Origin of the sequence: Nostoc sp. CmiVER01 (assembly GCF_034531135.2) — a bacterium.
Classification (GTDB): domain Bacteria; phylum Cyanobacteriota; class Cyanobacteriia; order Cyanobacteriales; family Nostocaceae; genus Nostoc.
Map to the genome: position 1 here is coordinate 1 of NZ_JAVRBU020000029.1, position 26,149 is coordinate 26,149.

Here is a 26,149-nt window from a genome sequence, read left to right on the forward strand (position 1 = left end):
GTTTACTCCTTTAACCTTTAACCTTTCCCCAATTCCTGCGCCCTCACAAGCGCATTTTTGGGTTGGCAGACTACTAGCCATATCCCGCAAGGAACTTTAGTTCCTTGCTAATAGCGAAAGTCATCCAAAGATGACTAAATAATTTGAAGAATCTTTAGTCTATTTAAGTAGACTTTAGCTAAAAGCCAAAGAACTTTAGTTCCAGGCGGGTGAGCCAGCCAACAGTGAAGCTATTTCAAGGTTTTTGTGAATTGGTATTAATCCTTGGAAATCAAATTGATTTGGAGGCGATCGCCTGTGGTGTCCAGGTGGGGCCTTCGCAATATGGCCCATCTGCCGACCAAATAAGTTTATCCAAGCACATTCGCCGCGCATCCATGTTTACATCCCAAGCATGGTAGACAATGTAATCAGTCTGACCGTCAGGGCTTACAACGATTGAGTTATGTCCAGGCCCTTTCACACGATCAGGAAGCGAACGTAGCACCCGTGGCCCCATTTCGTTACCCACATCAGAGTAAGGCCCCATCACACTATCGGCAACACCATAATCTACGCCGTAGTCCTCTGTTTCCCAGCGCCCACCACTATAAAAGCAATAATATCGGCCTCCATGTTTACGGACACAGGGGCCTTCTAAGGTATGCCAATCAAAATGTTCACCATACATCAATCGGTTGGCTAAAAATCGTTGCCAATTGGAACGCGCCCGTAAGACGACTTTACCGACACCACAAAGTTTCGTCATATCTTGGAGCCGATCTACAAAAAGGGCAGTACCAGCCCGCACGCCGCCCTGAGTGTCTAAAAAATCACGAGCATAAAATAAATACCACTGCCCATCGTTATCACGGAATGCGTGAGGGTCGATGGCGAAGGAGCAAAAATTTGGATCTACAAGTGGCTCACCAACATCTTTATAGGGGCCTAGAGGATTATCGCTCGTGGCAACACGCAACTGATGATTTTTATCCTCGTGTCCTACAGAGTAGTAGAGGTAAAATTTGCCATTGCAATAAGCAACTTCGGGGGCCCAAAAATTATCGCCAAGGGAGGGGTCTGGCCGCAACAGTGCGTTATCTACAAAATCCCAATTCACGAAATCAAAGGAGCGTAAAAGAGGGAAGACACGTAGTTTTGCGATTTCATCTACCATTCCTTCCGCTTCGGCTGCACCAGTACCGATCGCATAGTATACACCCTCAAATTCCCAAACGAAAGGATCGGCAAAATAGCCTTTGTAAACTGGATTGGTATAAGTTAACATCTCGGCACTCGCTATAGCGTGTTAACTCAATTCTTGAGGAAGTGCGATCGCAAAAACAACTATCTTTATGCTGGTTCGCACCCTTGAATTGTCCGACATTGCTGAATTTGAGTATGAATGATTCCAAACTCCTCTACAAAATACAAAAACTTTAAGACTACCCCTTTCAACGTAACTCGTAAAATTAAGATTATTTTTTCTCAGCGCTCTCTACCCCTCTACGGTTTAAAAGTAATTTATTTAACCGCAGAGTGGTAGAGAACACAGAGTAAAGAGGTTAAAGAGATGCGATAAATCGCCGTCTCTACTCTTAATTTATCCATCAATTATTTATTGACAGACTAATAGCTGTAAAATGGGAATAACTTATTAGTACTTAAAATTTACGTAAGTTTCAACCTTTTCCTTTGGCAACTGTTCCACCACCTGACAACGAATCATCTGCCTTAAATTGTCTGGTAGGCTCTCATAATAGTCTCGTTGGAGAGTCAAATCTACCTTCGGCGTGTGCAACCAGTGCATAGCATAGCCCATAACTACCATCGGTCTTGGCTGGTTAGTCCGATTTGGTGAACCCCGATGTAACGCCAAAGGTGTCCGAATCATGGCATCCCCTAGCTCCATATAAAAAGATTCCATCGGAATTTCACCAGTAGCAATTTTTCTTAGTCCCTCTTCACGCGGCAAAAGATGCGTACCACGCGCCATCTGGAACGGCCCGTTTTCTGCGGTTACTTCCACAAGTGGGAAGTTAACGGCAAGAGCGTAGAGTGGCGTTACTATTTGATCGGAGAACAAAGGGCGATAGTCCCGATGGATTTCCTGATAATCCGAACCCTGTACTGGAAGATCAACCCCCATCTGAACCATCACATATTCCTGATAAAATACTCGCTCCAGCACACCCATAATCACTGGATTAGCAAAAACTTCTACGTTAGCAAAGGGGGAAACCCAAGGCAATGTTAGATAGTAACGCGCAATTTCACGGGGAGCCAGTCCACCTGGTTGATTTTGACGTTCTTGGAATAAATTATCAAAAGCTTTTGCCCATTCGCTAATCAATTCTTTGTCAAAAAGACCGGGAATCACACAAATTCCGTCTCGATTTAGGTCTTCGGCAAATTGGTTTAGGTCAGTATCTGTATATTTATTTACTCTACCTATACTTTGAACCATTTTCTTATCCTCGCCAATTCCTCATGTTAAAGTCAAATTTAAATCGGACTCTCAATAGCAGTTTTTGCAATTGTTCGTCGATAATAGCGCACCATTTCTGGAATTGACTTATCAGTTTTTGTAGACTTAGGTTATCCAATTCTCTTTATAGATAAAGCTTTATGTTGGTTAGTTGCTAGGGTTTTTCGGTTGTAGGGAAGGTGCTGAATCAGAAATACAGTAATGCTTCTTAAGCTAGTTCACTGCCCAAATTGTGATATTATAAGTGTAGTAAGAGGTGATAAAACTACTGAAGGCAAAAACTGTTGCCTTTGCCGCCAAGATGGGAGTTTTCGCCGCAGATTCATAGGACGACTGTTGAAAATTAGCTACAACTCCGTAATGCAGAAATTAAAATAATTTGTAATACTTAATTAAGTTTTGTAACGAAGATTTAGCGCCAAACCGGAGCGGAAGTTCCCTGAATGTGAATTTTGTAAGACACACCTCTGCACTTGTGAGTTGATATTGACTTAAACCCCCAGAATTAGTTAAAAAATTCCAGTCTTATGGGGCAATAGGGTTAAGTTACAAAACCAAATTCAGCATAACTCTTATGGGGTGGGCGTTTTGCCGACCAGTAGATGCAATTTAAATATGGAACAGCTTACCTAATTATTTCCTGCCAACTTGGCAAATATTTACAATATGTGTGCCATAATGTCACGAGTTAATAGTCTATACCTAATTTTGTATCCCCCATACTAAGGCGCTTAATGTATTTTATGTTTACTATTAAGCGATAAATAGCATTATGTCAATATAGGTATAAAGTTATATAGATTACGGTAAAAGGAGCAAAAAACTCCTGTAATGTCTCAAAATAGCCTAGTTTAGTCTAAACCGAAGGCACAGAAAATTTGTTCTATTGTAGTTACATTAAGAGGTTTTAATGAAATTGTTGGATATACAAAAGCGCAAGACAGAGTTACCCTCTAGTACAGATAATCAAAGGGTTTCTAACTTTCCAGAAGCTGGGTATCCACGTCCACAGTTACAGCGATCGCACTGGCTAAATTTAAACGGTGAGTGGAAATTCGCTTTTGACGATGAAGGACGATGTGTTCAACCAGGCGATATCCAGGGGTGGACTCATCATATACAAGTTCCCTTCGCTCCCGAATCTACCAAAAGTGGTATTGGTGATACAGGTTTTCATCCAAATTGCTGGTATGAGCGAGAATTTGAAACGCCTGAAGGTGACGGCAGATTATTACTGCACTTTGGGGCTGTGGATTATCGCGCCCGTGTATGGGTGAATGGTCAATACATGATAGAGCATGAAGGGGGACATACTCCTTTCACGCTGGATATTACCGCAGTTTTGAATGACACTGGCATAACTAAAGTAACAGTCTGGGCCCAGGACGATCCTTGTGACCTTGCCAAGCCTAGAGGAAAGCAAGATTGGCAATTGGAACCGCACAGTATTTGGTATCCTCGCACCAGTGGTATTTGGCAAACAGTCTGGATTGAGCGGGTGGGTAGAACTTACATCGATAATATTCGGTGGAGTCCCGATTTTGAGCGGTGGGAAGTTGGTTGTTATGCTGCGATCGCAGGTGATGCCCCTGCTGGTATCCAAATCAAGGTAAAACTGAGCATTGGCAATAACGTGCTGGCAAACGATACTTATGAAGTGTTTAACGGAGAAATTGGCCGTCGCATTTCCCTTTCCGATCCAGGTATCGACGACTACCGCAACGAATTGCTATGGAGTCCAGAAAAGCCCACTTTAATGGATGCCCACGTTCAACTTTGGCATAACAATGAACTTTTGGATGAAGCAAAATCCTATACAGCAATGCGGACTGTGGGGATACAGCGCGATCGCTTTATGCTCAATGGTCGTCCTTATTATTTGCGCTTAGTTCTGGATCAAGGCTACTGGCCCGATTCGCTAATGACAGCACCGGACGATGGGGCATTGCGGCGCGATGTCGAACTTGCTAAAGCAATGGGTTTTAACGGAGTCCGTAAGCACCAGAAAATTGAAGACCCGCGATTTTTATATTGGGCAGATGTGCTGGGGTTGTTAGTATGGGAAGAGATGCCCAGTGCATATCGTTTCACACCGAAAGCAGTGGAACGCACAACGCGAGAGTGGGCTGAGGTAATCAGGCGGGATATCAGCCACCCCTGTATCGTAGCTTGGGTAACGTTTAATGAATCCTGGGGAGTTCCGAATTTGGTTGAGACTGCGGCTCACCGAAACTACGTTTTGGCAATGTATCACTTAACTAAAACTCTCGATCCGAGCCGTCCAGTGATTGGCAACGATGGCTGGGAAAGTACAGATACGGATATTCTGGCTATTCATGATTACGACACTCACCCACAACGATTAGGTCATCGCTATGGGCCAGAAGTGAAGCTATCAGATTTGTTTGACCGGAAGCGTCCTGGAGGGCGCATCCTGACACTGGATAACTTTCCGCATCAGGGACAACCAGTGATGCTGACTGAGTTCGGTGGTATTGCCTATGCTCCTGTTGATAACCCCGATGCAGATAAAGCTTGGGGGTATGAGCGTTGCTCCAATATTTCCGAGCTAGAAATTAAATACGCTACTCTGCTCGAAACGATTAATGATATCGAGTTGTTTAGCGGATTTTGCTACACCCAATTTACAGATACTTTCCAAGAAGCTAACGGTTTATTATACGCCGATCGCACACCTAAATTTCCCATTGAGGCGATCCGCGCTGCGACCCTTTCAGGACAAGGATTATGTACTCCCACAAGCTGTTAAAGCCGGATGGTCGTCCACTGACCTTATACAGTCGATACCCGATTGCCGATAATATCATCGCCACTAGCCCTAGTAATGAACCAGTGCAGGCAAATCCCCACCTGCGCTGGCATCCTTTACGCGGCGAATGGGTTGCTTACGCTTCTCACCGTCAAGGGCGGACTTTCATGCCGCCCCCAGAATATAACCCCCTTGCACCCACTATGAAACCGGAGTTTCCTACAGAACTCCCCCCAGGTAAGTATGATGTAGCGGTGTTTGATAATCGCTTTCCCTCAATGGCTCAAACGGCACACGATCCGCCAGAGTGCATTGTGGAAACATTGCCTGCTAATGGGGCGTGTGAAGTGGTGGTTTTTGCTCAAAATGCCCAAGCTTCCCTTAGTTCTCTGGAATTGGAACACCTTGATTTGCTCTTAGAAGTGTGGGGCGATCGCACCCGCGAACTAGGGCTAAATCCCCAAATTCAGTATGTGTTGCCCTTTGAAAATAAGGGTATAGAGGTGGGTGTAACATTGCACCATCCCCACGGGCAAATTTACGCCTATCCTTTTATACCACCTGTTCCGGCGCGAATGCTGGCAATGCAGCAGGAGTATTATAAAGAACATCAACGGGGTTTACTGCAAGACTTGATTCAGCAGGAAATTGCAGACAATCAACGGATTATTTATCAAGATGAGTATGCGATCGCATTTGTCCCGGTATGCGCTCGTTACCCCTATGAAGTTTGGATTGCTCCTAAAGAGCCAGTTGGCACTTTTATGGATCTTACCCCACAGCAACGTTGGGGAGTTGCTAAGGCGTTAAAAACTGTCACTCTCAAGTATGACGGTTTGTGGAATCGTCCATTTCCTTACTTGATGGCTTGGTTCCAAGCACCAACTGACGGTTTAGCTCATCCCGAAGCGCATTTACACGCTGAGTTTTTTCCACCATATCGGACAAGCGAAAGGCTGAAGTATCTAGCGGGAACTGAACTTGCAGCAGGGATGTTTGCCAATGATGCTTTGCCAGAAGAGAAAGCGAAAGAGCTACAAGCTGTGGTGGTAAATATTGAAGAACCGATTTCGGCGTAAAGAGAAAATAGGGAACTTAAAAAAGGTGCATTTGATAAAGAATGCACCTCATTTTGTTTTTATATATTTTCTTGAACTCTAACTAACGCTGATTTTTTAAAAACCCACAACAGATAAAGCATTGGCTGTAAATTTAAGTCTGGCATTTCTAGCAGCTATTATTTATCATCTAGTGTTTTTTTGGCAAATTGGTATTAGAATTGCTCACATTAACCTTTGATTAGCCATTACTCTCAATAGCTATTTGTTAGTCATTATTCTTAACATCTGGTAATTGATTACTACAATTAGTAGTTGTGGGTTGTGTATCCTCTGTCCCCATTACTTCGACTGGTAGGCTGTAGCTCCTACGCTTTCATAATTTCAAAGATTTACTAACTACTACATCGTTCTTGAGAACTACCTTGCCCCGATGTGCGATTCTCCTAGAAGGATTACCCAATGTCAATTTAATTTGTAATTACAAATACAATTTTATAAGTAAATATTGAATGCCAAACTCGATATGATACCGTAGCTACGTTTTTCTCAAACCATAGACATACACATATAAACACAGATGAACCTCATAATTAGTCTGTATTCATCTATGGTTACTAATTTTGTATGAACGAAGAAGTCTCCAAAAAACTAGAGTTAATCAGGCAAACCTTGCGTGAAACCGAAGTACAAGCCGTGCGTTTGCGGGGTACAGACTGGTTTGCCTGGGCGACAGCTGGCGCTTCTAACACCGTGCTGCTAACTGCTGAAACTGGCGTAGCAGAAGTATTAGTAACTGCTGAAGATGCTTGGGTATTGACAGATGAAATTGAAGCGCAGCGTCTTAAGGATGAAGAACTGCCTGCTAATTTTAAGGTATATGTGAACCCTTGGGCTGATTATGCTGCCCGTGAGTCTTTTGTTCGTGATGCAACTGGCAACGGAAAAGTAATTAGCGATCGCCCCACCTCCAATTTAGAACAGCCGTTACCCCTATCTCTGCAATTTCACAAACGGGTAATGATGTCAAGTGAATTAGAGCGATATCGCCAAGTTGGGCAAAAAGCTAGTCAGGCAATGACAGAAGTACTCAAAGCCGCCAAGCCAACTTGGACAGAATATCAGTTAGCGGGTGCAGGTGCAGAGGCTTTATGGGCGAAAGGCTTACATCCGGCGCTGACACTGGTAGCGGGTGAGAGACGTTTACCGCTATACCGTCATGCTACAGCCACAGCAGAACAAATTGGACGGCAAGCGATGCTGGTATTTTGCGCTAGAGGTTACGGTTTGTATGCAAATCTAACTCGATTTGTTTGTTTTGGTAAGCTCTCAGACGAACAGGCCGAATTACATTCCCATGTGCGCGAAATAGAAGCAGTAGTTTTAAATTTGTGCCAACCTGGAACCACTTTGGACAGAGTTTATCACGCGCTAGCTCAGGCTTATAAAGAGCATGGATTTCCCAATGCCATTCGGGAACATCACCAGGGAGGAACCACCGGATATTTAGCGCGAGAAATTGTAGCAAATCCAAGCACTACTGATACTTTGGCAGAAGGAATTGCTGTCGCTTGGAATCCCAGTTTACGAGGAGCAAAAATTGAAGATACTTTTGTGATTTTGAAAGATGGAAAGTTAGAAAATCTGACTTTTGATCCAAATTTCCCTAATGTTGAGGTAGAAGGAAGATTGCGCTCCGTACCTTTGTACAATTAAAAATTATGGATTTTCAAGAAGTATTTGGTAAACCACCTGAAACTCAAGCCAGTGCGCCAGGAAGAGTAAATTTACTGGGCGAACATACCGACTATAATGATGGCTTCGTTCTTCCAACTGCGATTCCTCAAGGTACAACGGTACAGCTAGGTTTTAGTAGCGATAGCCAGCATCACTTTTACTCGGAAAATCTCAACGAGCAAGTGAGCATTTCAGATATCAATCATCAGCCGTCTGGATTTGCCAGTTATATTTTTGGCTGTATTGAGCTTTTGCAAAAAGCAGGATATACAATTTCATGGCTTTGTGTGTACGTCAAATCGTCGGTTCCGATGGGTTCGGGTTTGTCTAGCAGCGCCGCTTTGGAAGTAGCAAGCCTTCGAGCATTACGCCAACTTCTAAACCTTCCCATTGATGATGTTGAAATCGCCCAATTCGCCCAGCAAGCAGAAATTCAATATGCTGGCGTACAATGCGGCATCATGGATCAGATGGCTTCTAGCTTGGCTGACACTGAACATATCTTATTTTTAGATACTCGAACTTTAGAACGTCGGGTGATGCCTTTGCCTGAGAAAGCGAAGATTTTGGTCATTGATAGCGGTGTACCCCGCACATTAGCAGGTAGCGGTTATAACCAGCGTCGGGCTGAGTGTGAAGAGGCGGCGCGATCGCTCGGTGTGAAAGCATTGCGAGATATTACTGATGTTAATGTAACAAAAACCTTACCTGAACCACTACAGCGTCGTGCCCGTCATGTAATTACAGAAAATAACCGCGTCTTGGAAGTATTGCAGGGAGTAACATCTGAACACTTTGGCAAATTGATGAACGCTTCCCACGCCAGCTTGCGAGATGATTACGAAGTTTCAGTACCAGCCCTAGATAAGTTGGTAGAGATTTTGCAGAAAACAGAAGGGGTATTTGGTGCAAGACTCACGGGTGCAGGCTTTGGGGGGGCAAGTGTAGCTTTGGTTAGATCGGGTGAGAGCAAAAGTATTGCAACTCATGTCCTTGAACAATACAACCAAGCAGGTTACAACGGACGCATTTTAGTTCCTTCTTTAGGATTGAGTGATGAAACCTAAACCATCTCAAACTCTAATTGATGACTCTTGAGAAAATCATGGGTGAAATGATCCACCATATTTGTATCAGCTAGTTCCAAATTATAAAAATCTACAGCTTCATGGTCAAAATAGGGGCCAGCATGCCAAGTACCCTCATGTAGCTTGATAAAACAATTCCCCGGAATGCGGAAAGCAGCAATTTCTTCTAATGCTGGTACATTTACATCATTATTAGGAGGGCAAACTGCAATTAACCAATCTTTCCCTGACAAAGAACCCAGACATTGAGTACATTGCACATGACGAGTAATTTTGTGAAATTTTCGCCCTCTTTTCTCTAACCGCATAATATAAAACCGTGGAATCCCGTTTTGCAGGTTTAACTGGGCATCTTCCCCATCGCAAGCTTTACCATCAAGACTTGCAAAAATAACCTGTCCATAACGCCGAAAGTTTTCAGAAGTCACAGATTGTGCTTGCAATTGTTGCACTGTCTTTGATGTACTCATATCAAACCTTTGAGATGCTTAGGTTTATTTTTTCCCAAAATGACTGAGTTTTATCCAATCATAATGGTAACTTCCTGAGTTTAAATGTTCTACATTATTATAAAAAATAATCTCAGCTTGCTAAATAACTACGTACTTGTTCTTTTTGCCGTCGGAGAAGACTGAGAGCTTTTTGCTCTATCTGACGTACCCGTTCTCGACTAATACCCATGCGATCGCCAATCTGTGCTAAAGAAAGTTCATATCCATCAGTCAGACCAAAGCGCAAGGTTAATATTTCTCGCTGCTGGGGGGACAGCTTTGCCAACAAGTCTTGTAAATCTTGGTGCAAAGATTCTTCAACAGCATAGTCTTCCGGAGAAGGGCCATCATCCTCCAGTATGTCCTGCAATTCTGTATCTTGTTGTTCACCAACTCGCGCCTCTAAGGAAAAGGGTTGACGTGCCAAGTACAAACATTCTCTAACTTGGCTAGGTGTCAAAGATAAGGCGGTAGCAATTTCAGCAGTAGTAGGAACGCGACCTAACTGTTGAGATAATTCTCGTTGCACCCGTTTAATTTTGTTCAGTTTCTCAAAGACGTGGATAGGTAAACGAATTGTTCGTCCTTGTTGAGCGATCGCTCTTGTGATTCCTTGACGAATCCACCAGTAAGCGTAGGTAGAAAACTTATAACCAAGAGCAGGATCAAATTTATCCACTCCTCGCTCTAAACCTAAAGTACCTTCTTGAATTAAATCCATAAATTCCAGGTTGCGGTGCTGGTATTTCTTCGCCACTGCTACCACTAACCTGAGATTAGCCTGAATCATTTTCTGCTTGGCTTGATGTCCTAAATTTAGCTGTTGCTCTACCAGATCAACACTTAACTCCACCCGATCTGCCCATTCTTGCAGTGTGGGTTCGTGATTTAATTTCATAGCCAATTCTTCTTTAGCAGCGAGTAAATTCATCATCTGCTGCACTTGTTCGGCAAAAATAACCTCTTGTTCACGAGTCAACAAATCTACACGCCCGATTTCTTGCAGATAACTACGCACAATATCATCTGTAGATCGAGGTTTTTTATCTGCGGCTAAAGTTTTTTTCTTCGTTTTTTGAACTTCGGTAGGTGGAGATGTTAAGTTGCTCATGGTTATTTGCTCCTCTGTAACGTCATCAATTTATTGGTATCAAGTCTACATATTCAGACCCATAGCCATTTCACACTGCTAATCAATCAATTGACAATACTGATGAATTTTGGTCTATGATACATTACAAGTCAATTCTTGGAGATAATAAACCCAAAATCAACCTACTCCCTAATAATAACATCATCAGTAGTAACAAATCAATTACCTCAAGTATTATTAGCATATCTTCTGAACCTATTACACTACTTTATTCTTAATATTTGCATATCTGTGAAACATAATTATTATTTATTTATCTAATATACTTTATGAGTAAATTAAACATTGACTCGATAATAATTTTATTACAAAGAATAGAGCAATAACACAAAAACTTTACACTAGTCGGAATTTAAAATTATTAAACCACAAATTAATAATTTATTTCTATTACTACTATTTAGGTTATATTTTGATTTCATTGAATATCAACTTATTAAACCTACAATGCCCATTTATGACCCCTGATTTTTTACTAAATAATCTAATAATATCAAGTTCTCTACGTAGAACGCTATAGGACTAATGTTTGATTTATGAAAAAGCTTGGTACAAATTAAAAAGCCTAATTCCCTATTCCTTACTCCCTACTCCCCACTCCCCGCCCACGGAGATCATTTCAAAAATCAAATACGATTCCTATAGCTATCAAAAGAGCACTTATCCAGCTTCTTCTATTTAAGAACAGCTTTCTTAGGAGCGGTTCAACGAACTTTGGGGGTTTAAGTCCCCAGCAAGACAGGCAGCCCGTTTTGGGTCGAGGTCTAAATCCCCGGACGCTCGCAGACTCGCTAACGCAAAACGTAATTGCTCTCTTCGTAGCGGGGCGTTCGCTTTTAGCGTCTCCAAGAGTTGCCCATTGCGAATTGTTTTAACTGGTGGTGCGCCAACCGCTACAAAGAAAATAAACAAGCTAAATTCTTTTCCCTTCTACTTCCACCAAAACAGCATAGCTGCCTTGCTTCTTGAAAATCCAGTTAAATATTTGTAATTAGGGATTTAGGACGGCAAAAACGCAGGTATATATGATAATTGCGCTTGTGTCATACTGAACGCAGACATCTGTATTAAGTGCAGTATTATCAATGTAATTACTCTTGGCGACATTTTTTTTGACTAAAAGTAGTAATATTCGCTACATTAACACCAAGAATTATACTTGGCAAGACAGCAAGACCCGCGATCGCAGGTAGTTATCCTATAGAAGCGAAAAGACTTATGTTTCAGAGTGGTTAATTATTATACAGCATAATTTTAATATCACTTTATTAGATATTGGTTAAGAAAAGCACTTACCTCATTAGCGCATAGCCCAACATTAACTATCTTTCCTGCATTCTTAAGAATGTCCAATCCTTGACCATTATTACGGGAGTCTGGATCAATTATAGATACATATATTTCATGTATACGACGATCTTTGGCGATCGCTAAAGCACATGCGGGTGTGCGTCCATGAAAAGAACAAGGTTCAAGAGTTACATACATTTTCAAGAAGTTGAAAGCTTTACCTTGAATTTGCTTAAGTGCGTCAGCCTCAGCATGGTGTTTTCCAGGCGCTTGCGTGTATCCTTTGGCTACTATCTCTTGGGCATCTATGATTACACAGCCAACTGGTGGATTCGGCAAACATTCCGGCAAAGCTTTTCGGCTTTGAGCTAAAGCAGCCAACATAAATATTTCATCCATGTTTTAACGTAAATTATCTAGATAAATTACACTACCAATAATTAATTATCTCTTGCTAAAAAGGTTTTATATCAAAATTTAGTAACTGTCACACTAATACCAGAATCCAGTTTAGGAACCTTGAGATACTCAATTGGCTCAGTACTCTGAGAAGTTTGGGTATTTCTTGGCTTTTGACATTGCTTAAAAAAAGCACCTGGGTTATTGATAAACTCAAGCGGGTTAATCTTTTGGCATTCTTGCTCCTGTACTAGCAAAATTGATTCAGGAGTTTCTTTGGGATTATTGGTCTGTCGAGTAAAATTACTCCATGTACTGTTAATCGTGGCTGGTTCCGTCAATAAAACTTCAGCCTGATTGTAATCGCCTGTTATCATAGGAGCATTTTCTTGGTTAGCATAGACACTCTGGGGGAGAGCGAGTACACTAATCACAATCATTGAAGATAATTTCATAATTCAATACTCTTTACAGTTAATGTTAGTTTAATAATTAAAATTGCCTAAATACAGAAAGCAAAAAATAGCAGCCGAGTTTTAATACTTCAGGTTAACACAAATAGCAAGAACTTTAGCTAAACTTCATGAAAAACATAGTAAAGTTTATTTAGTCTGATGTAGATTTTTGTCTAAAAGGAGGCAATTGAGCAATCCATGCTCTAACCATGTCGGAATTTGAGCCTCGTCTTTTCTGTGCTTTCTGCTGCAACTCTACTAACTTATATTCTTTTAGCCGTATTAATAAGTAAGTCAGCGTAAAACTTTGTTCTTGGCATAAAGCATCAATGAAAACGATTGTACCGGAGTTTATCTTTCTTCATATAGTTCGGTTTTATTCTGCAAACCTTAGTTACTAGCCATTTATCTCTTACGCGTGTTACTATATAGTTACAGAGGTAAGACAATATATTATTAAATAAACCTTGGAAGGAGTATTTTGTGTCTATTGCAGAATACAAACAAGGCGATCGCAAGTTTTGACTAAACCTAAAATACGGGATATAAACTTAAGAGCGGACAATGTGCTGTCATTTCCACATATTAAGAAGTATTTCACCAGTGTAGGCAAATTAAATTGGTTGTGAGTCTTTACAAGTTTAATACTCAAATCACACAATTTTATTATGTCAGTCCTGTATCGTTCTCAAGATTGACCATTATTCTAAGCAAAAACTAATTATTGTTCAGAACTTTTAAGCAGCAGATCAGGTAAATATCCATCTAGTCTTTCTAGGCATCTCTTATCACTATCTGAAGCCTACCTTTAAAACAGTGAACAATTAATACTAAACAGTTAATAGGCGTATGGTTGAGGATTTAAACCCTTCGATTAAAACTGGTAACTGATAATTGATAAAGTCGTTCCATTGCTTGTAGGTTGGCACAGTTATTTTATTTTTTACTCTGAAGCAATTATTTTTTTGTCTTTTCAGAATCAGCAAAAAGGTAGCTAATATACTAGCATTTGTATGAAAATTTTGTAAAGTTCTCCAAACCAGTGTTTTTACAGAATATGATGTTGATTACTAGATGATTAATACTTTCATCAGCAGTAACACAATGTTAAGTTAAATCGGTAATTAGTTTTTTTACTCTAGGTTTCTCAATCAACTTGATACTTGCATATTTCTGGAAAGGAGTTCGAATTGTAATGAAAGTGAGTTCGTAATTACAAATAATCAAAATTATGTACTATTTACCCTTTTGTGCAGAAGTGGAAACCACTTACTGCTAGTCAAAGATGTTTACTAATTTACTTCAGCTCTTAAGCAACCTCAATAAAAAGGTATTAGCTGATAATTAACGCAGATATTACCATACCAAAGTAGACTCCAGTACTAGTATCGGTAAAAGACTGAGAAATATCTCCTACAAGTAATCAACTTATTTATAAAATTTGTATATATTATGACAATGCAATCTTTACCACAGGTTGAAGAAGTAAATATTCAGAAATACTTAGAAGTTATTCAAAGGCGTTGGCTACCTCTAATTGGTATTTTCGGCATAGCTGTTACCCTTGGATGCTTGTATGCATTTTCACTAAAACCTTCATACAAAGCAGAAGGAAGTTTGATGATTAAGACCAATCGCTCTTCCTCACTCACAGGGTTATCAGAAGACATAGGACGCTTGGAAGCGTTGAATGTCAACGACAATCCTCTGGAAACTCAGGTGAGAGTTATTGGCTCAAATCCAGTGATTGAGAAAACAATTAATTCCCTCAACCTCAAAGATAGCAAAGGCAAACTGCTCTCAATTCCCGACCTAGCAAAACAACTAAAGATAGAAGGAATCAAAGGCACTGATGTTGTACAAATCTCTTATAAAGGTGGCAATCCTGAACTAGCTGCCAAAATCGTCAATAAAGTTATCGACAGTTATATCGAGCTAAATATCAAAGCTAATCAGAATGAAGCACTGATAGCCAAAGAAGTTCTCGTAACGGAAGTACCAAAAGCTGAAGAAATTGTCAGAAGAGCCGAATCAAAACTCCGGTTATTTAAAGAAAAGAATAAAGTTGTTGTCTTAGGACAAGAAGCAAACGCAGCAGTTGATACGATTTCCAAATTAGGAAACCAAATTTCTCAAGCTTTAGCTCAATTAGATGATGTTAAAGGTCGTTTAGAACAGTTACGCAGTGAAGCTAAGATAGACCCACAGCAAGGTGTAATCGCATCTGAATTAACTCAAGCACCTGGAGTTCAGAAAGTGCTTGCTCAACTCCAAGAAACAGAAAGTCAATTAGCGCTAGAACGTACACGTTTTTCACCTGAACACCCTATAATTATTAACTTACAAGAAAAAGTCGTAGCTCTTCAAAGCTTGCTAAAAGAGCGAATAGGACAATTCGCTGGTACAGCGCAGATAACACAGGGAAGTTTACAGGTTGGACAACTGCGCCAAAGCCTAATAGCAGATATTACTCGTGCTCAGGCAGAACGTGTCGGTCTAGAAAGACAAATTGCCACACTTGTGCGACAGCAAGAGGCTTATATCAAACGAGCAAATAATTTGCCAAAGCTAGAACAGACTCAACGAGAGCTAGAACGGAAGCTACAAGCAGCTCAAACGACTTACGAAACACTCTTAAAGAAACGCCAAGAAATTGATATTGCACAGAACCAAAAGATTCCTAATGCTCGTGTGATTTCCTATGCTTTAATCCCCGAGAAAGCAGAAGGGCCTCGCAAAATGCTGTTTATAGTTGGTGGAGGAGGAATTGGTCTTTTCTTAGGTATCATTGTTGCCTTTGGTTTAGACTTAGTAGACCGCTCGGTGAAGACTGTCAAAGAAGCCAAAGAAGTAATGAAATACAGTGTTTTGGGAGTAATTCCGACACAAAGTAGAAATGGTAAAGATAATCCTTCTATAGCAGGACTCGATAGAGCTATTCCTAAAATCATTGGCAGAGATATTCCTTACTTCCCTCTTGGTAATGCATACCAAGTACTACAAGTGAACTTGAAGTTTCTCTGTTCTGATAAACCGCTAAAAAGCATTGTAATCACAAGTTCCGTTGCCAAAGAAGGAAAGTCTGACGTATCTGCAAATTTAGCTGTGACAATGGCTCAGGCAGGGCGGCGAGTCTTGTTGGTGGATGCAGATATGCGTAATCCCATGCAGCATCATATCTGGGGGCTAACAAATGTAACAGGGCTAAGTAATGCTATAGCTGGTCAAGTTTCTTTAGATGTAGCAATACAAGAAGTAATGCCTAATCTTGAGGTTCTTACTTCTGGCATTTTGCCTCCTAATCCAGTAGCTATGCTAGATTCTCAACGCATGGCAGCATTAATTAGTAACTTTGACCTAGATTATGATTTTGTAATTTTTGATACTCCTCCTTTATCAGGAATAGCAGATGCTGCTGTTTTAAGTACCCTCACTGACGGAATCTTATTAGTCGTTCGTCCTGGAGTAGTTGACTTGAACAGTGCGAATTCAGCTAAAGAGTTTTTAACTCAGTCAGGTCAGAAGGTGTTAGGGATAGTCATCAATGGTGTGAATACCAAAAATGAACCTAATAATTATTTTTATGACAACAAAAAACAACAAATTCAACAAGATTTAGTATCTAGCAGCTTAACAAAATTTTCCAAAGAGCGTTAATCGAACAAATTGCAAAACTGAAAGTTGCTGCAAGTAAATTAACCTATCTTATTCATGATGATGGAGGTATTTTTACATGGATAAAATTAGAACATCTTGTTTAATTAATAACTACAATTATGCTGAATTCGTTTCAGAGGCAATTGATAGTGCTTTAAACCAAACGGTAAAATTTGATGAAATTATTATTGTTGATGACGCATCTACAGATAATTCTGTGGAAGTCATCGCTAAATTTGCTCAATTAGACAATATTAAATGTATCTTTAAAAAAATAAATCAAGGGCAATTATCATCCTTTAATGAAGGTTTTTTAGCTGCTACCGGAGAGATTCTATTTTTTTTAGATGCTGATGATATTTATGAACCTCAATATTTAGAAAACGCACTAAAATTTTATAGTAGACGTACTGAATGTGATTTTATATTTTGTGCATACAAGAAGTTTGGAGCAGTGGAAGGAATATTTCAAACTGATACAGTTGATTTAGATTTGGGTTATTCAGTAATCAGAACTTTATGCAATGGTGAATGGATTGGCTCTATAACTTCAACATTATCAATACGTAGAGAAATAATCAGAAAAATTTTACCTATCCCGAATATAGAAGATTGGCGTGTGAGGTCTGATGACTGTCTGGTATGGGGAGCATCCTTGGTAGGGGCTAAAAAGTTTTATATGTCTAAACCTTTAGTGATGTATAGAATACATCAGAATAATCAATATCACAACAATAAATTTTTACATATAGATAAGAACTATGAATATAAAAGATTTTGGAAACGCAATTCCTTATTTAATTACATTCTTAAAAAAAATAACTTAAGTTTACCTTTATTATTAGCTTTCACGTCTATCAATGAGCTAAAAACAATCCCATGTCCAAAATTTCAAGATTTTATTTCATATCTAAAAATAATTTTTTTGTTTGAACATAACTTGTATTGGAAAATCAAGGGTATTGTTTTGTTATTCAACTACTTTATCAGAATTTTAATGTCTGGTAAATTAAAAATTAGCAACTAGTAATTATATAAAACAATGGCTTGACTTAAGCTATTTTGAATAATTTAAGAAGCTAACAAAGTTTGTATTATGAAAATTGATAAAGAGTCTCACATAGTTAAATTAAAAGGCAATGTTAAGTAAATTTAGGCTTCAAAGCTTATCACAATTTAAATCTAGTTCTAGTTTGCGTGCAATTATTACCAATACAGGTTGGTTGTTTGCTGACCGCATTCTCCGTATGGGTGCAAGCTTGGTTGTAGGAGTATGGATAGCACGCTATTTAGGAGTACAACAGTATGGTCTATTTAACTATGTTTTAGCCTTTGTTAGTTTATTTAGTCCGGTTTTTACTCTAGGACTAGACGATGTAGTGGTTCGTCATATTGTTCGCCAATCATCAAACAAAGAAGAAATTTTAGGAACCACTTTCTGGCTAAAATTACTGGGTGGAATTGCTTCTGTTTTATTGGCAGTTGGCGGCATGTTTTTCTTAGGTGAGCATGAAGCGCTGAAGATATGGCTAGTTGCAATTTTAGCAATGGCAGGAATTTTTAGAGCAGCTGATACTATTGAACTATGGTTTCAATCACAGGTTCAGTCGAAATACACCGTGATTGCAAAGAATATAGCCTTTCTGCTAAATAGTCTCATTAAAATAGCACTGATTTTAACAAAAGCCCCATTGTTAGCTTTTGCTTGGGTAACATTAGCAGAATTTGTAATGAGTGCAATTGGTTTGCTGATTGTTTACCAAGTCAAAGTATCTTCACTATTGTTATGGCGTTGGAGTTTTTCTACTGCCAAAACTCTATTAAGAGAAAGCTTACCTCTGATTTTTTCGGGGTTCGCTATCATGATTTTTATGAAAATAGATCAGGTAATGTTAGGTCAAATGACCGGAAATAATGAGGTTGGAATTTATTCTGCTGCTGTACGTATTTCGGAAATTTGGTATTTTATTCCGGCGGCTATTGTTTCTTCGGTTGCTCCTTCGATTTATGCGGCTAAAGAAAAATCAGAAAGACTTTATTATCAGCGAATAGGACAATTACTTCGCCTCCTTACCTGTATATCTATTACAATTGCTCTGCCAATGACATTCCTATCCGACAAGATAATTATGGTGATGTTTGGAAGTGGATATGCGGAAGCAGGGCCAATACTAGCAATCCATATTTGGACTTCTTTATTTGTATTTATGGGTCTTGCAACATCACCCTGGTTTATTGCTGAAGGTTTAAATCACGTTTCTTTAGGTAAGACTTTATTTGGAGCCATACTTAATATCATTCTTAATTTATTACTTATTCCTAAATATGCAGGTTTTGGAGCTGCGATCGCAACAATAATATCTCAAGCTGCTGCTGCTTTTCTATGCAATGCGTTTGACAAAAGAACAGAAAAAATATTCAAGATTCAGATGCGATCGCTTATTCTTTTTTATAAAAACTAATCATTATTATCTAACTTTCATCTTTCTCAAATATTAGCTAAATCAATCAAAAATGCAAACACCAGTAACTTTTATTATTTTTAAACGACCACAAACAACAGAGAAAGTTTTTGAAGCTATTCGCCAAGCCAAACCAACAAAACTTTTTGTAATTGCAGATGGTGCCCGCACAGATCGTGAAGGTGAGGCAGAAAAGTGTGAAGCAACTCGGGCAATTATTGATAGGGTTGATTGGGACTGTGAAGTTATCAAAAATTATTCTGATATCAACTTAGGTTGTGCAAAACGAGTATCTAGTGGTTTAGATTGGGTATTTAATAATGTTGAAGAGACAATTATTTTAGAAGATGATTGTATTCCTCACCCAACTTTTTTCAGATATAGCGAAGAACTGCTAGAAAAATATAGAAACGATACCAGAGTTGCCACAATCTCTGCTCAAAATCTTCAATTTGGACGAAAACGCACAAACTACAGTTACTATTTTTCTCGTTACAGTCACTGCTGGGGTTGGGCAAGTTGGAGACGTGCTTGGCAACATTATGATTTAACCATCAAACTCTGGAAAGAGGTACAAGCAGAAAATATTTTACATGACATTCTTGCAGATCAGAAAGCAATAAATTATTGGCGACGAATATTTCAATCTGTTTATAACAATCCTACAGATATAACGTGGGATTATCAATGGACGTTTGCTTGCTGGATGCAGGGCAGCTTAAGTATTATTCCGAATGTTAATTTAGTTTCTAATATTGGTACTGGTGCAGATGCAACTCATTTCACTTCCAACCAAGAATTTTCATTCATCAATATGTCGATGCAAGCAATGGAATTTCCTTTAAAGCATCCACCATTTATCGTGAGAAATGTAGAGGCAGATAATTTTACCCAAAAAACAGTTTATAGAGCCACTGTACTGGATATTTTTAAAGAAGAATTTAAAAAGAAAATAAATTACTCAATTTTAAAGACATAGAGGTAAATTTAGCAACCTTATAAACAAAACAAATGTTAGAAATTAAAGTAAAACCAACAGAAAGAATATTAACTATTTTCTTATTACTCATTGTTGTAGGGGCATTAACAATACACCCTGCACAAGAAATTTCTATATCTACCCTTGGTGGTGACAAGCTAGATACTATTTTCAATATAGTTTCATATTTAATTCTATTTTATTTCCTACTTTTATACTGGAAAGGTTTTTTGTATGTAGCTACTAAAAGCCCATTACAGTTTTTTTTACTTGCAATAATTATATTTTCTCTTTTGTGGTCAGAAGACTTAAGTTCTAGTCTTACTTATATGAGAGGTTTAATCCGAATATATTTTCTTGCAGTCTATTTAGCAATGCGTTATTCCCTAAGGGAACAAATGAGGTTAATAGCTTGGGCACTTGGTACAGCTGCACTATTATCTATGCTGTTTTCTGCATTCTTACCAGAATATAGTCACAAATCACCTGAGTTACTAAATATGTGGAGCGGAATTTATGGTCATAAAAATGAATTAGGATACATGATGGCTTGGAGTGCAGGAGTTTTTTTACACCTTGCTCTTAGTAGCCATCGATATCGCTGGTTGATGTGGTCATTATGTGGGATATCTATATGTCTAATTATCCTCTCACGTTCAACAACATCTTTAGCCATCTTATTAACAATGATATTGCTTTTACCTTTTTACAAATTTTTTAAAAAAACTAATTATAAATTACAAGTTATTATGATTACTTCTGCTTTAATGTTATTGATTATCTTTTCGACATTGCTTGTCAATAACGCCGAAACTCTAGTTGGTACTTCTGGTAAAGACCTTACCTTCAATGGACGCTCTGATCTCTGGGAGCTAGTGATATCTAAAATTTTGGAAAGACCTTGGCTAGGTTATGGATACTCTGCATTTTGGACTAGTAATGCTGCATCTAATCTGAGAGCTACTTATGAATGGGCAAGTAATGCTCACAACGGCTTTTTAGAACTCTTATTAGAATTAGGATTATTAGGTTTTTTGACTTTTATCGCCGGGTTTATCCGCTTTTTTGTGATGGCTATGACTCGAATTATTTATGTAGCTAAAAAACCGGAAGATTATTGGCCAATGCAGATGCTAATTCTCATAGTCATCATTAATTTTTCTGAAGCAAGATTATTAACTCCCAGTTGGAATTGGTTGATGTATATTACAACTTCGTTCTCTTTGACTCTTGATTATCAGCGAAATTATTATCAGAGCTATATGGATAGCTTTTATAGCAGTCAGAAATAATTTTAGTAATTACGAAGCTAATAAAAATGAAAGTTTTACATCTTAGTACCCATGATATCGATGGGGGTGCAGCAAGAGCTGCATATCGTCTGCACACAGGTTTGCAAGATATAGGACTACAATCACAAATGCTAGTTCAGGAAAAATCTAGTAATGATAAAACAGTAATTGCACCTAAAAACAGATTATTTCAAGGCATTGCTAAAGCAAAGTTGACATTTGAAAGTCTACCGTTAAAGGTTTATCGTCAAAAGAAAAATACTCCATTTTTCATTCAATGGTTGCCAGATAGAATTATTCCTAAAATTGCTCAGATTAATCCAGACATAATAAATTTACATTGGATTAGCGCAGCTTTTATGCAAATAGAGACATTCCCTAAACTGAAGCGTCCTCTAGTTTGGACTCTCCATGATATGTGGGGGTTTACTGGAGGGTGTCACGTTACTGGAGAATGCGATCGCTACAAAGTATCCTGTGGAGCTTGTCCTCAACTCAACAGTGGTAATGAATGGGATTTATCCCGTTGGGCATGGCAGCGCAAAGTAAAAGCCTGGAAAAATCTTAATTTAACTCTGGTTTCACCAAGCTCTTGGTTAGCACAGTGCGCTCATTCCAGTTCTTTATTCCAAGATGTGCGAATCGAGGTAATTCCCCACGGGCTAGATATTCAAAAATATCGACCTATTAATAAACATTTTGCACGAGAAATACTTAGGTTACCTCAAGATAAGAAGCTAATTCTCTTTGGAGCGATAGAAGCAACAAGTGATAGAAATAAAGGATTTCATTTATTACAGCCAGCTCTACAAGAATTGAGTAAATCTGGCTGGAAGGATAACGTAGAAGTAGTAGTTTTTGGCGCATCTCAACCTCAAAATCCACCTGATTTAGGCTGCAAAACACACTATTTAGGACACTTACATGATGATATATCTTTAGCAACTGTTTACTCAGCTGCTGATGTGATGCTTGTACCGTCTCTTCAAGAATCTTTTGGGCAGGCAGCTTCTGAATCATTCAGTTGTGGCACTCCAGTTGTGGCATTTAATTCTACTGGTTTAAAAGATATTGTTGATCATCAGCAAAACGGCTATTTAGCTAAACCTTATGAAGTTGAAGATTTTGCCAAAGGAATTACCTGGGTGCTTGAAGATGAACAGAGGCTACAAAAGCTGTCATTTTATGCTCGTGAAAAAGCGCGACAAGAATTCACTCTGGAACTTCAAGCACTTCGTTATTCAGCTTTGTTTCAAGAAATATTAATGAGTGCAAATAAATCTTCATTCAGAAATTAACTTAGTAAACAAATACTTCATAGTATGCCAATACCTATAGCTTTTATAATTTGTACAGAGCCTGGTCGTTTAGAAGCTCAATCTTTGATGCTTGCAGAAAGTATCCGTAACTTCTGCGGCGAATTAAAAAGTACACCTATATATAGTTTTCATCCTAGAGTAGGTGAACCTATATCAAAGCAAACCCAACAGGCCTTTGAAAGGTTGCAGGTGATTCATCAACAGTTTCCTATAAATCAAGAGTTTCATGAATATTATTTAGCTAATAAACCTTTAGTTTGTGCCTATGCAGAACAAAATATTGATGCAGAAATATTAGTTTTTTTAGACAGTGATAAATGCTTTTTCTGTGAACCAAAAAAATTTTTATTGCCAGAAAATTGTAACGTAAGAATGCGCCCTGAGTATGGTCAAGGGATTGGTTCTACAGGACTACAAGATCCTCAAGAATGGTACTGGCAAAAACTATATGAAATTCTAGAGGTAAAGCGTGAGGTATTTGTTGAGACACCAATTGGTAATAAAAGAATCAGAGCCTATTGGAATTCTGGTTTAATTGTTGTTAGAAGAAGTGCAGGTATATTTACAGCTTGGAAAAAGAATTTTGAAAAAGTAATGCGGCTGGATATTACTCCTCCTCAGGGTATTTACTTTGTTGAGCAGTCTGTTTTGTCTGTAACTTTATGTGCTTTAGAAGAAACAGTCGAACATCTTCCTCCTAATTATAGTTATCCATTACCTTTACATAACCGTTTGTCAAAAGAACTACAAATTAAAGATTGGGATGATATTACATCGATCCATTATTTCAACTTATTCTTTTACAGCGATTGGAATGCACAAATCAAAAAATTGAAAAAGCTTAATAACAATTCAAATAAATATCAATGGTTGTGTCAACAGGTTATTAGGCTTAATATGCCTCGTGTATCAGTTTTGCATCGATATATGTTGGTAGTCAGAAGAATGGAACAAAAATTACAAAGCTTTAATTTAGATATTAATCTGAGTGGCTGGATAGAAAAGATGGCCAAACTTTAAAGCTAATGGGAAAAACTGAAAATAAGCTTTTTTGCTTAGAAGATAAATAAAACTATCTGAAACTTACGCATAAGTTTACGATTCGCGTTAAATATTTTCATAAAATTGGATGAGGTAATGACATGAAAAAAGCAAAATTAGCTGTAGTTATGACCTGCCACAACAGGCGTAATACAACTCTTGCCTGTCTACGTGCTTTATATGAGCAAACAAATGATTGTGATGTTTATTTAACTGATGATGGTAGCTCTGATGGCACTGCACAAGCTATTAAAGCAAAATATCCAGAGGTACACATTCTTCAGGGTAATGGCAATTTATTCTGGGTAGGAGGAATGCATCTTGCCTTTAGTGAGGCGATAAAAAATCAATATGATTATTATCTGTGGTTGAATGATGACACATTTCTGGAAGCTAATGCTGTTAATAGATTATTACAGACTCATCAAAATTTGACTGAACAAGGTTATTTAGACTCAATTGTAGTTGGTTCAACTAAAGACCCAATAACAGGAAGAGCGACGTATGGAGGAGCAGTAAAATCTAAAAAATGGTATTCTAATAAGTTTGAATTTTTAAAACCAAGTTCAGTTATCCAAAAATGCGATGCTATGTATGGTAACTGTGTGTTAATCCCTAAAACTGTTGTCGCAAAAGTTGGTAATGTTGATACAGCTTTTGTTCACACCTTTGGAGATTTAGATTATGCTCTCAGAGCAGGTAAATTGGGTTGTCAAATATGGATAGCTCCTGGATATTTTGGTACTTGTACTAAAAATTCTATCCGAAATAGTTGGGTAGATACCAACTTAACTATATTAGAGCGCTTGAAAAAGGTGTTACAAATTAAAGCATTTCCATTGAAATCTTGGACTATATTTTGTAGCAGACATTGTGGATCATTCTGGGTATTTTACTGGTTTTTACCCTATATCAGAGCAATTATTGGTTACAAGAGTTTGGCAACTTCTCCCACATTTTCTGAGGATATTAACCAAACTAACTCATAAGCTTCATACTTGCACTCAAGTTCTTCTGCAAGAAGATTTGCATAGTTCATAATCATCTCAATGAATTGACGAATTTCGCTTCAAAGATAAAGTTATTAAACCAATTCGCAATGGGCTTTGCCCACCAGCAACGCTTTTGCAACTACGTTTTTTAATGGGAATTTAATACCGACGGTTCCTCAGCCTAACGTTCCGCAGATAAGGACATAAAACCTGCTGCCTATCTTGCTGTGAAATGAAACTCCCACCACTTATTAAATATTAGAATAATCAGCAATATCATTATGGGTAAACGCTTACTAATTGTCTCAACACTCGATTCGGGTCAACCATTTGGTGCTTTTACTAGACCTTTTTATCTAGGACAATATTTGACGAAATATTTTGATGTTTTTCAAATAGGATTAGACTGTTCATCTGTTAAATATGCACCTTCTATTTCAATTGGGTCAAGAAATCTGAAGTCATATATTCAAGCTATAGAAAAGTGCATTGATGAGTTTTGTCCAGATATTATTTATGCTCAAGAAACATTACCTGGATTAGCTGCTTTAATTTCGCTGAAACTTAAAAAAGGCTATAAGCCTTGTCTTGTATTAGATTTTCATACATTCTCAGCATACGAGTACTGGATGCGTTTGTTTTCAGTTGCCAATCCTTTCAAAGAATTTGTACAATGTATCAAGACATACATTGCTCAGGGAATTTTGATATTCTCTAGTATTCCAATTATTGCCGCAGGTGATGCAATCCCTAAATTAATTTCTCAGTGGTATGGGAGAACTCCACAGCAGATTTATAGTATTGGGAACGGTGTAACTGAAGACTTATTGAATACTGAATTATTTTTGGATGCAGACCCCTATCAAGCATTCAGACCAGCAAAAATAGTGCTTCTTATTGCTCCTAAGACATTTCAATTTCCAAGCAATGATATGTCTGTATTAATGACTGTTGAGGTTGCTAAATATCTTGAAGACCATCAACAAAAACTACACTTTGTTGTTATTGGTAGAGATAGCAATGATATTTCAAAACCAATACCTTCTAATATTAGTTTTTTAGGTTTTTTACCTAAAAGGGAGGCCTTTGTTAATCATGTTAAATATGCAGATATTGCTTTATTGCCATTCTCAAAACAAGCAGTAGCAGGTGGCGCTCGCAATAAAGCATTAGATTATTTCGCAAGTAGAAAGTTAGTTGTATCAACACCAGAAGGCTTGCGAGGCTTAGAAGAATTTCGCCACTTAGAACATCTTTTAGTAACAGGATATTCTACTGAAGAGGTTGCTAATACAGTGCTGGATGCAGCTTTAAATATTGATATATATCAATCACTTGTAGATAGTGCATATACCTTAATTACAGAAAAATATTCTTGGAGTGCAAGAGCGCAGAATATCGCACAAATTCTCCTTAATTACAGTCCTTCTTAGCTTTCTTGATCAAACATATTTAGCTAAGAATCATTAGTATATTTATTTTGTAAATCTACTAAAAAC

General features: G+C 38.3%; 21 protein-coding genes. 13 read left to right on the forward strand and 8 right to left on the reverse strand.

What is annotated here, in order from left to right:
* Window positions 1-271 precede the first annotated feature (271 nt).
* Together RMZ43_RS33175 and RMZ43_RS33180 are read right to left on the reverse strand one after the other, a co-directional pair.
* Window positions 272-1,267, reverse strand: a complete 996-nt coding sequence (locus tag RMZ43_RS33175) for a glycoside hydrolase family 43 protein (protein ID WP_322653993.1) — start codon at window positions 1,265-1,267, stop codon at window positions 272-274.
* Window positions 1,268-1,636: 369 nt separating this feature from the next.
* Window positions 1,637-2,446, reverse strand: a complete 810-nt coding sequence (locus tag RMZ43_RS33180; RefSeq protein ID WP_322653994.1) for a phytanoyl-CoA dioxygenase family protein — start codon at window positions 2,444-2,446, stop codon at window positions 1,637-1,639.
* Window positions 2,447-3,377: 931 nt separating this feature from the next.
* On the opposite strand from RMZ43_RS33180, the gene RMZ43_RS33185 reads away from it, so the two are divergent.
* The 4 genes from RMZ43_RS33185 (at window position 3,378) to galK (ending at window position 9,099) form a co-directional block, all read left to right on the forward strand.
* Entirely contained in the window at window positions 3,378-5,237 is a 1,860-nt protein-coding gene (locus RMZ43_RS33185) for a glycoside hydrolase family 2 protein (RefSeq protein WP_322653995.1), read from the forward strand.
* A complete protein-coding gene (gene galT / locus RMZ43_RS33190) occupies window positions 5,216-6,316 on the forward strand; it encodes a galactose-1-phosphate uridylyltransferase (protein ID WP_322653996.1) in 1,101 nt (366 codons plus the stop codon). Before RMZ43_RS33185 ends, galT begins: the two co-directional genes overlap by 22 nt.
* A gap of 606 nt (window positions 6,317-6,922) precedes the next feature.
* On the forward strand, window positions 6,923-8,011 hold the full coding sequence (locus RMZ43_RS33195) for a M24 family metallopeptidase (RefSeq protein WP_322653997.1): 1,089 nt from the start codon (window positions 6,923-6,925) through the stop codon (window positions 8,009-8,011).
* A 5-nt stretch (window positions 8,012-8,016) separates the two neighbouring features.
* Window positions 8,017-9,099: a galactokinase gene (gene galK, locus RMZ43_RS33200; protein WP_322653998.1), complete on the forward strand. Its 1,083-nt coding sequence runs from the start codon at window positions 8,017-8,019 to the stop codon at window positions 9,097-9,099.
* On the opposite strand, the gene RMZ43_RS33205 is transcribed toward galK, so the two are convergent.
* The 6 genes from RMZ43_RS33205 to RMZ43_RS33230 all read right to left on the reverse strand — a co-directional run bounded on the left by RMZ43_RS33205 (window position 9,096) and on the right by RMZ43_RS33230 (window position 12,908).
* A complete protein-coding gene (locus tag RMZ43_RS33205; RefSeq protein ID WP_322653999.1) occupies window positions 9,096-9,590 on the reverse strand; it encodes an ureidoglycolate lyase in 495 nt (164 codons plus the stop codon). The genes galK and RMZ43_RS33205 overlap by 4 nt on opposite strands.
* A gap of 112 nt (window positions 9,591-9,702) precedes the next feature.
* On the reverse strand, window positions 9,703-10,722 hold the full coding sequence (locus RMZ43_RS33210; RefSeq protein ID WP_322650852.1) for an RpoD/SigA family RNA polymerase sigma factor: 1,020 nt from the start codon (window positions 10,720-10,722) through the stop codon (window positions 9,703-9,705).
* 735 nt (window positions 10,723-11,457) lie between these two features.
* Window positions 11,458-11,676, reverse strand: coding sequence for a hypothetical protein (locus RMZ43_RS33215; protein ID WP_322654000.1), 219 nt, complete (start codon window positions 11,674-11,676; stop codon window positions 11,458-11,460).
* A 79-nt stretch (window positions 11,677-11,755) separates the two neighbouring features.
* Window positions 11,756-11,896: a DUF3172 domain-containing protein gene (locus tag RMZ43_RS33220; RefSeq protein WP_416212114.1), complete on the reverse strand. Its 141-nt coding sequence runs from the start codon at window positions 11,894-11,896 to the stop codon at window positions 11,756-11,758.
* A gap of 128 nt (window positions 11,897-12,024) precedes the next feature.
* The gene (locus RMZ43_RS33225) at window positions 12,025-12,453 is read right to left on the reverse strand and encodes a bifunctional diaminohydroxyphosphoribosylaminopyrimidine deaminase/5-amino-6-(5-phosphoribosylamino)uracil reductase RibD (RefSeq protein WP_322650854.1); all 429 of its coding nucleotides are present in this window, start codon (window positions 12,451-12,453) and stop codon (window positions 12,025-12,027) included.
* Between the two features lie 71 nt (window positions 12,454-12,524).
* On the reverse strand, window positions 12,525-12,908 hold the full coding sequence (locus RMZ43_RS33230; protein ID WP_322650855.1) for a hypothetical protein: 384 nt from the start codon (window positions 12,906-12,908) through the stop codon (window positions 12,525-12,527).
* A gap of 1,452 nt (window positions 12,909-14,360) precedes the next feature.
* On the opposite strand from RMZ43_RS33230, the gene RMZ43_RS33235 reads away from it, so the two are divergent.
* The 9 genes from RMZ43_RS33235 to RMZ43_RS33275 all read left to right on the forward strand — a co-directional run bounded on the left by RMZ43_RS33235 (window position 14,361) and on the right by RMZ43_RS33275 (window position 26,083).
* A complete protein-coding gene (locus RMZ43_RS33235; protein ID WP_322654001.1) occupies window positions 14,361-16,565 on the forward strand; it encodes a GumC family protein in 2,205 nt (734 codons plus the stop codon).
* Window positions 16,566-16,641: 76 nt separating this feature from the next.
* Window positions 16,642-17,592, forward strand: coding sequence for a glycosyltransferase family 2 protein (locus tag RMZ43_RS33240; protein ID WP_322654002.1), 951 nt, complete (start codon window positions 16,642-16,644; stop codon window positions 17,590-17,592).
* Window positions 17,593-17,704: 112 nt separating this feature from the next.
* On the forward strand, window positions 17,705-19,027 hold the full coding sequence (locus RMZ43_RS33245) for a flippase (RefSeq protein WP_322650858.1): 1,323 nt from the start codon (window positions 17,705-17,707) through the stop codon (window positions 19,025-19,027).
* Between the two features lie 52 nt (window positions 19,028-19,079).
* Complete coding sequence (locus RMZ43_RS33250; protein WP_322654003.1) at window positions 19,080-20,006, forward strand: glycosyltransferase family 2 protein; 927 nt, start codon at window positions 19,080-19,082, stop codon at window positions 20,004-20,006.
* 32 nt (window positions 20,007-20,038) lie between these two features.
* Entirely contained in the window at window positions 20,039-21,298 is a 1,260-nt protein-coding gene (locus tag RMZ43_RS33255) for an O-antigen ligase family protein (protein WP_322654004.1), read from the forward strand.
* 26 nt (window positions 21,299-21,324) lie between these two features.
* Entirely contained in the window at window positions 21,325-22,596 is a 1,272-nt protein-coding gene (locus RMZ43_RS33260; protein WP_322654005.1) for a glycosyltransferase family 4 protein, read from the forward strand.
* Window positions 22,597-22,620: 24 nt separating this feature from the next.
* On the forward strand, window positions 22,621-23,637 hold the full coding sequence (locus RMZ43_RS33265; protein ID WP_322654006.1) for a hypothetical protein: 1,017 nt from the start codon (window positions 22,621-22,623) through the stop codon (window positions 23,635-23,637).
* A gap of 122 nt (window positions 23,638-23,759) precedes the next feature.
* Window positions 23,760-24,647 carry a glycosyltransferase family 2 protein gene (locus RMZ43_RS33270; protein ID WP_322650863.1) on the forward strand — a complete coding sequence of 296 codons (888 nt, stop codon included), beginning with the start codon at window positions 23,760-23,762 and terminating at the stop codon, window positions 24,645-24,647.
* 284 nt (window positions 24,648-24,931) lie between these two features.
* Window positions 24,932-26,083, forward strand: a complete 1,152-nt coding sequence (locus RMZ43_RS33275) for a glycosyltransferase (RefSeq protein WP_322650864.1) — start codon at window positions 24,932-24,934, stop codon at window positions 26,081-26,083.
* Window positions 26,084-26,149 lie beyond the last annotated feature (66 nt).

Coding starts and splice junctions, on each gene's coding strand:
- RMZ43_RS33175 (WP_322653993.1), bottom strand. CDS start 1,267: ATGTTAACTTATACCAATCCAGTTTACAAAGGCTATTTTGCCGATCCT.
- RMZ43_RS33180 (WP_322653994.1), bottom strand. CDS start 2,446: ATGGTTCAAAGTATAGGTAGAGTAAATAAATATACAGATACTGACCTA.
- RMZ43_RS33185 (WP_322653995.1), top strand. CDS start 3,378: ATGAAATTGTTGGATATACAAAAGCGCAAGACAGAGTTACCCTCTAGT.
- galT (WP_322653996.1), top strand. CDS start 5,216: ATGTACTCCCACAAGCTGTTAAAGCCGGATGGTCGTCCACTGACCTTA.
- RMZ43_RS33195 (WP_322653997.1), top strand. CDS start 6,923: ATGAACGAAGAAGTCTCCAAAAAACTAGAGTTAATCAGGCAAACCTTG.
- galK (WP_322653998.1), top strand. CDS start 8,017: ATGGATTTTCAAGAAGTATTTGGTAAACCACCTGAAACTCAAGCCAGT.
- RMZ43_RS33205 (WP_322653999.1), bottom strand. CDS start 9,590: ATGAGTACATCAAAGACAGTGCAACAATTGCAAGCACAATCTGTGACT.
- RMZ43_RS33210 (WP_322650852.1), bottom strand. CDS start 10,722: ATGAGCAACTTAACATCTCCACCTACCGAAGTTCAAAAAACGAAGAAA.
- RMZ43_RS33225 (WP_322650854.1), bottom strand. CDS start 12,453: ATGGATGAAATATTTATGTTGGCTGCTTTAGCTCAAAGCCGAAAAGCT.
- RMZ43_RS33230 (WP_322650855.1), bottom strand. CDS start 12,908: ATGAAATTATCTTCAATGATTGTGATTAGTGTACTCGCTCTCCCCCAG.
- RMZ43_RS33235 (WP_322654001.1), top strand. CDS start 14,361: ATGACAATGCAATCTTTACCACAGGTTGAAGAAGTAAATATTCAGAAA.
- RMZ43_RS33240 (WP_322654002.1), top strand. CDS start 16,642: ATGGATAAAATTAGAACATCTTGTTTAATTAATAACTACAATTATGCT.
- RMZ43_RS33245 (WP_322650858.1), top strand. CDS start 17,705: ATGTTAAGTAAATTTAGGCTTCAAAGCTTATCACAATTTAAATCTAGT.
- RMZ43_RS33250 (WP_322654003.1), top strand. CDS start 19,080: ATGCAAACACCAGTAACTTTTATTATTTTTAAACGACCACAAACAACA.
- RMZ43_RS33255 (WP_322654004.1), top strand. CDS start 20,039: ATGTTAGAAATTAAAGTAAAACCAACAGAAAGAATATTAACTATTTTC.
- RMZ43_RS33260 (WP_322654005.1), top strand. CDS start 21,325: ATGAAAGTTTTACATCTTAGTACCCATGATATCGATGGGGGTGCAGCA.
- RMZ43_RS33265 (WP_322654006.1), top strand. CDS start 22,621: ATGCCAATACCTATAGCTTTTATAATTTGTACAGAGCCTGGTCGTTTA.
- RMZ43_RS33270 (WP_322650863.1), top strand. CDS start 23,760: ATGAAAAAAGCAAAATTAGCTGTAGTTATGACCTGCCACAACAGGCGT.
- RMZ43_RS33275 (WP_322650864.1), top strand. CDS start 24,932: ATGGGTAAACGCTTACTAATTGTCTCAACACTCGATTCGGGTCAACCA.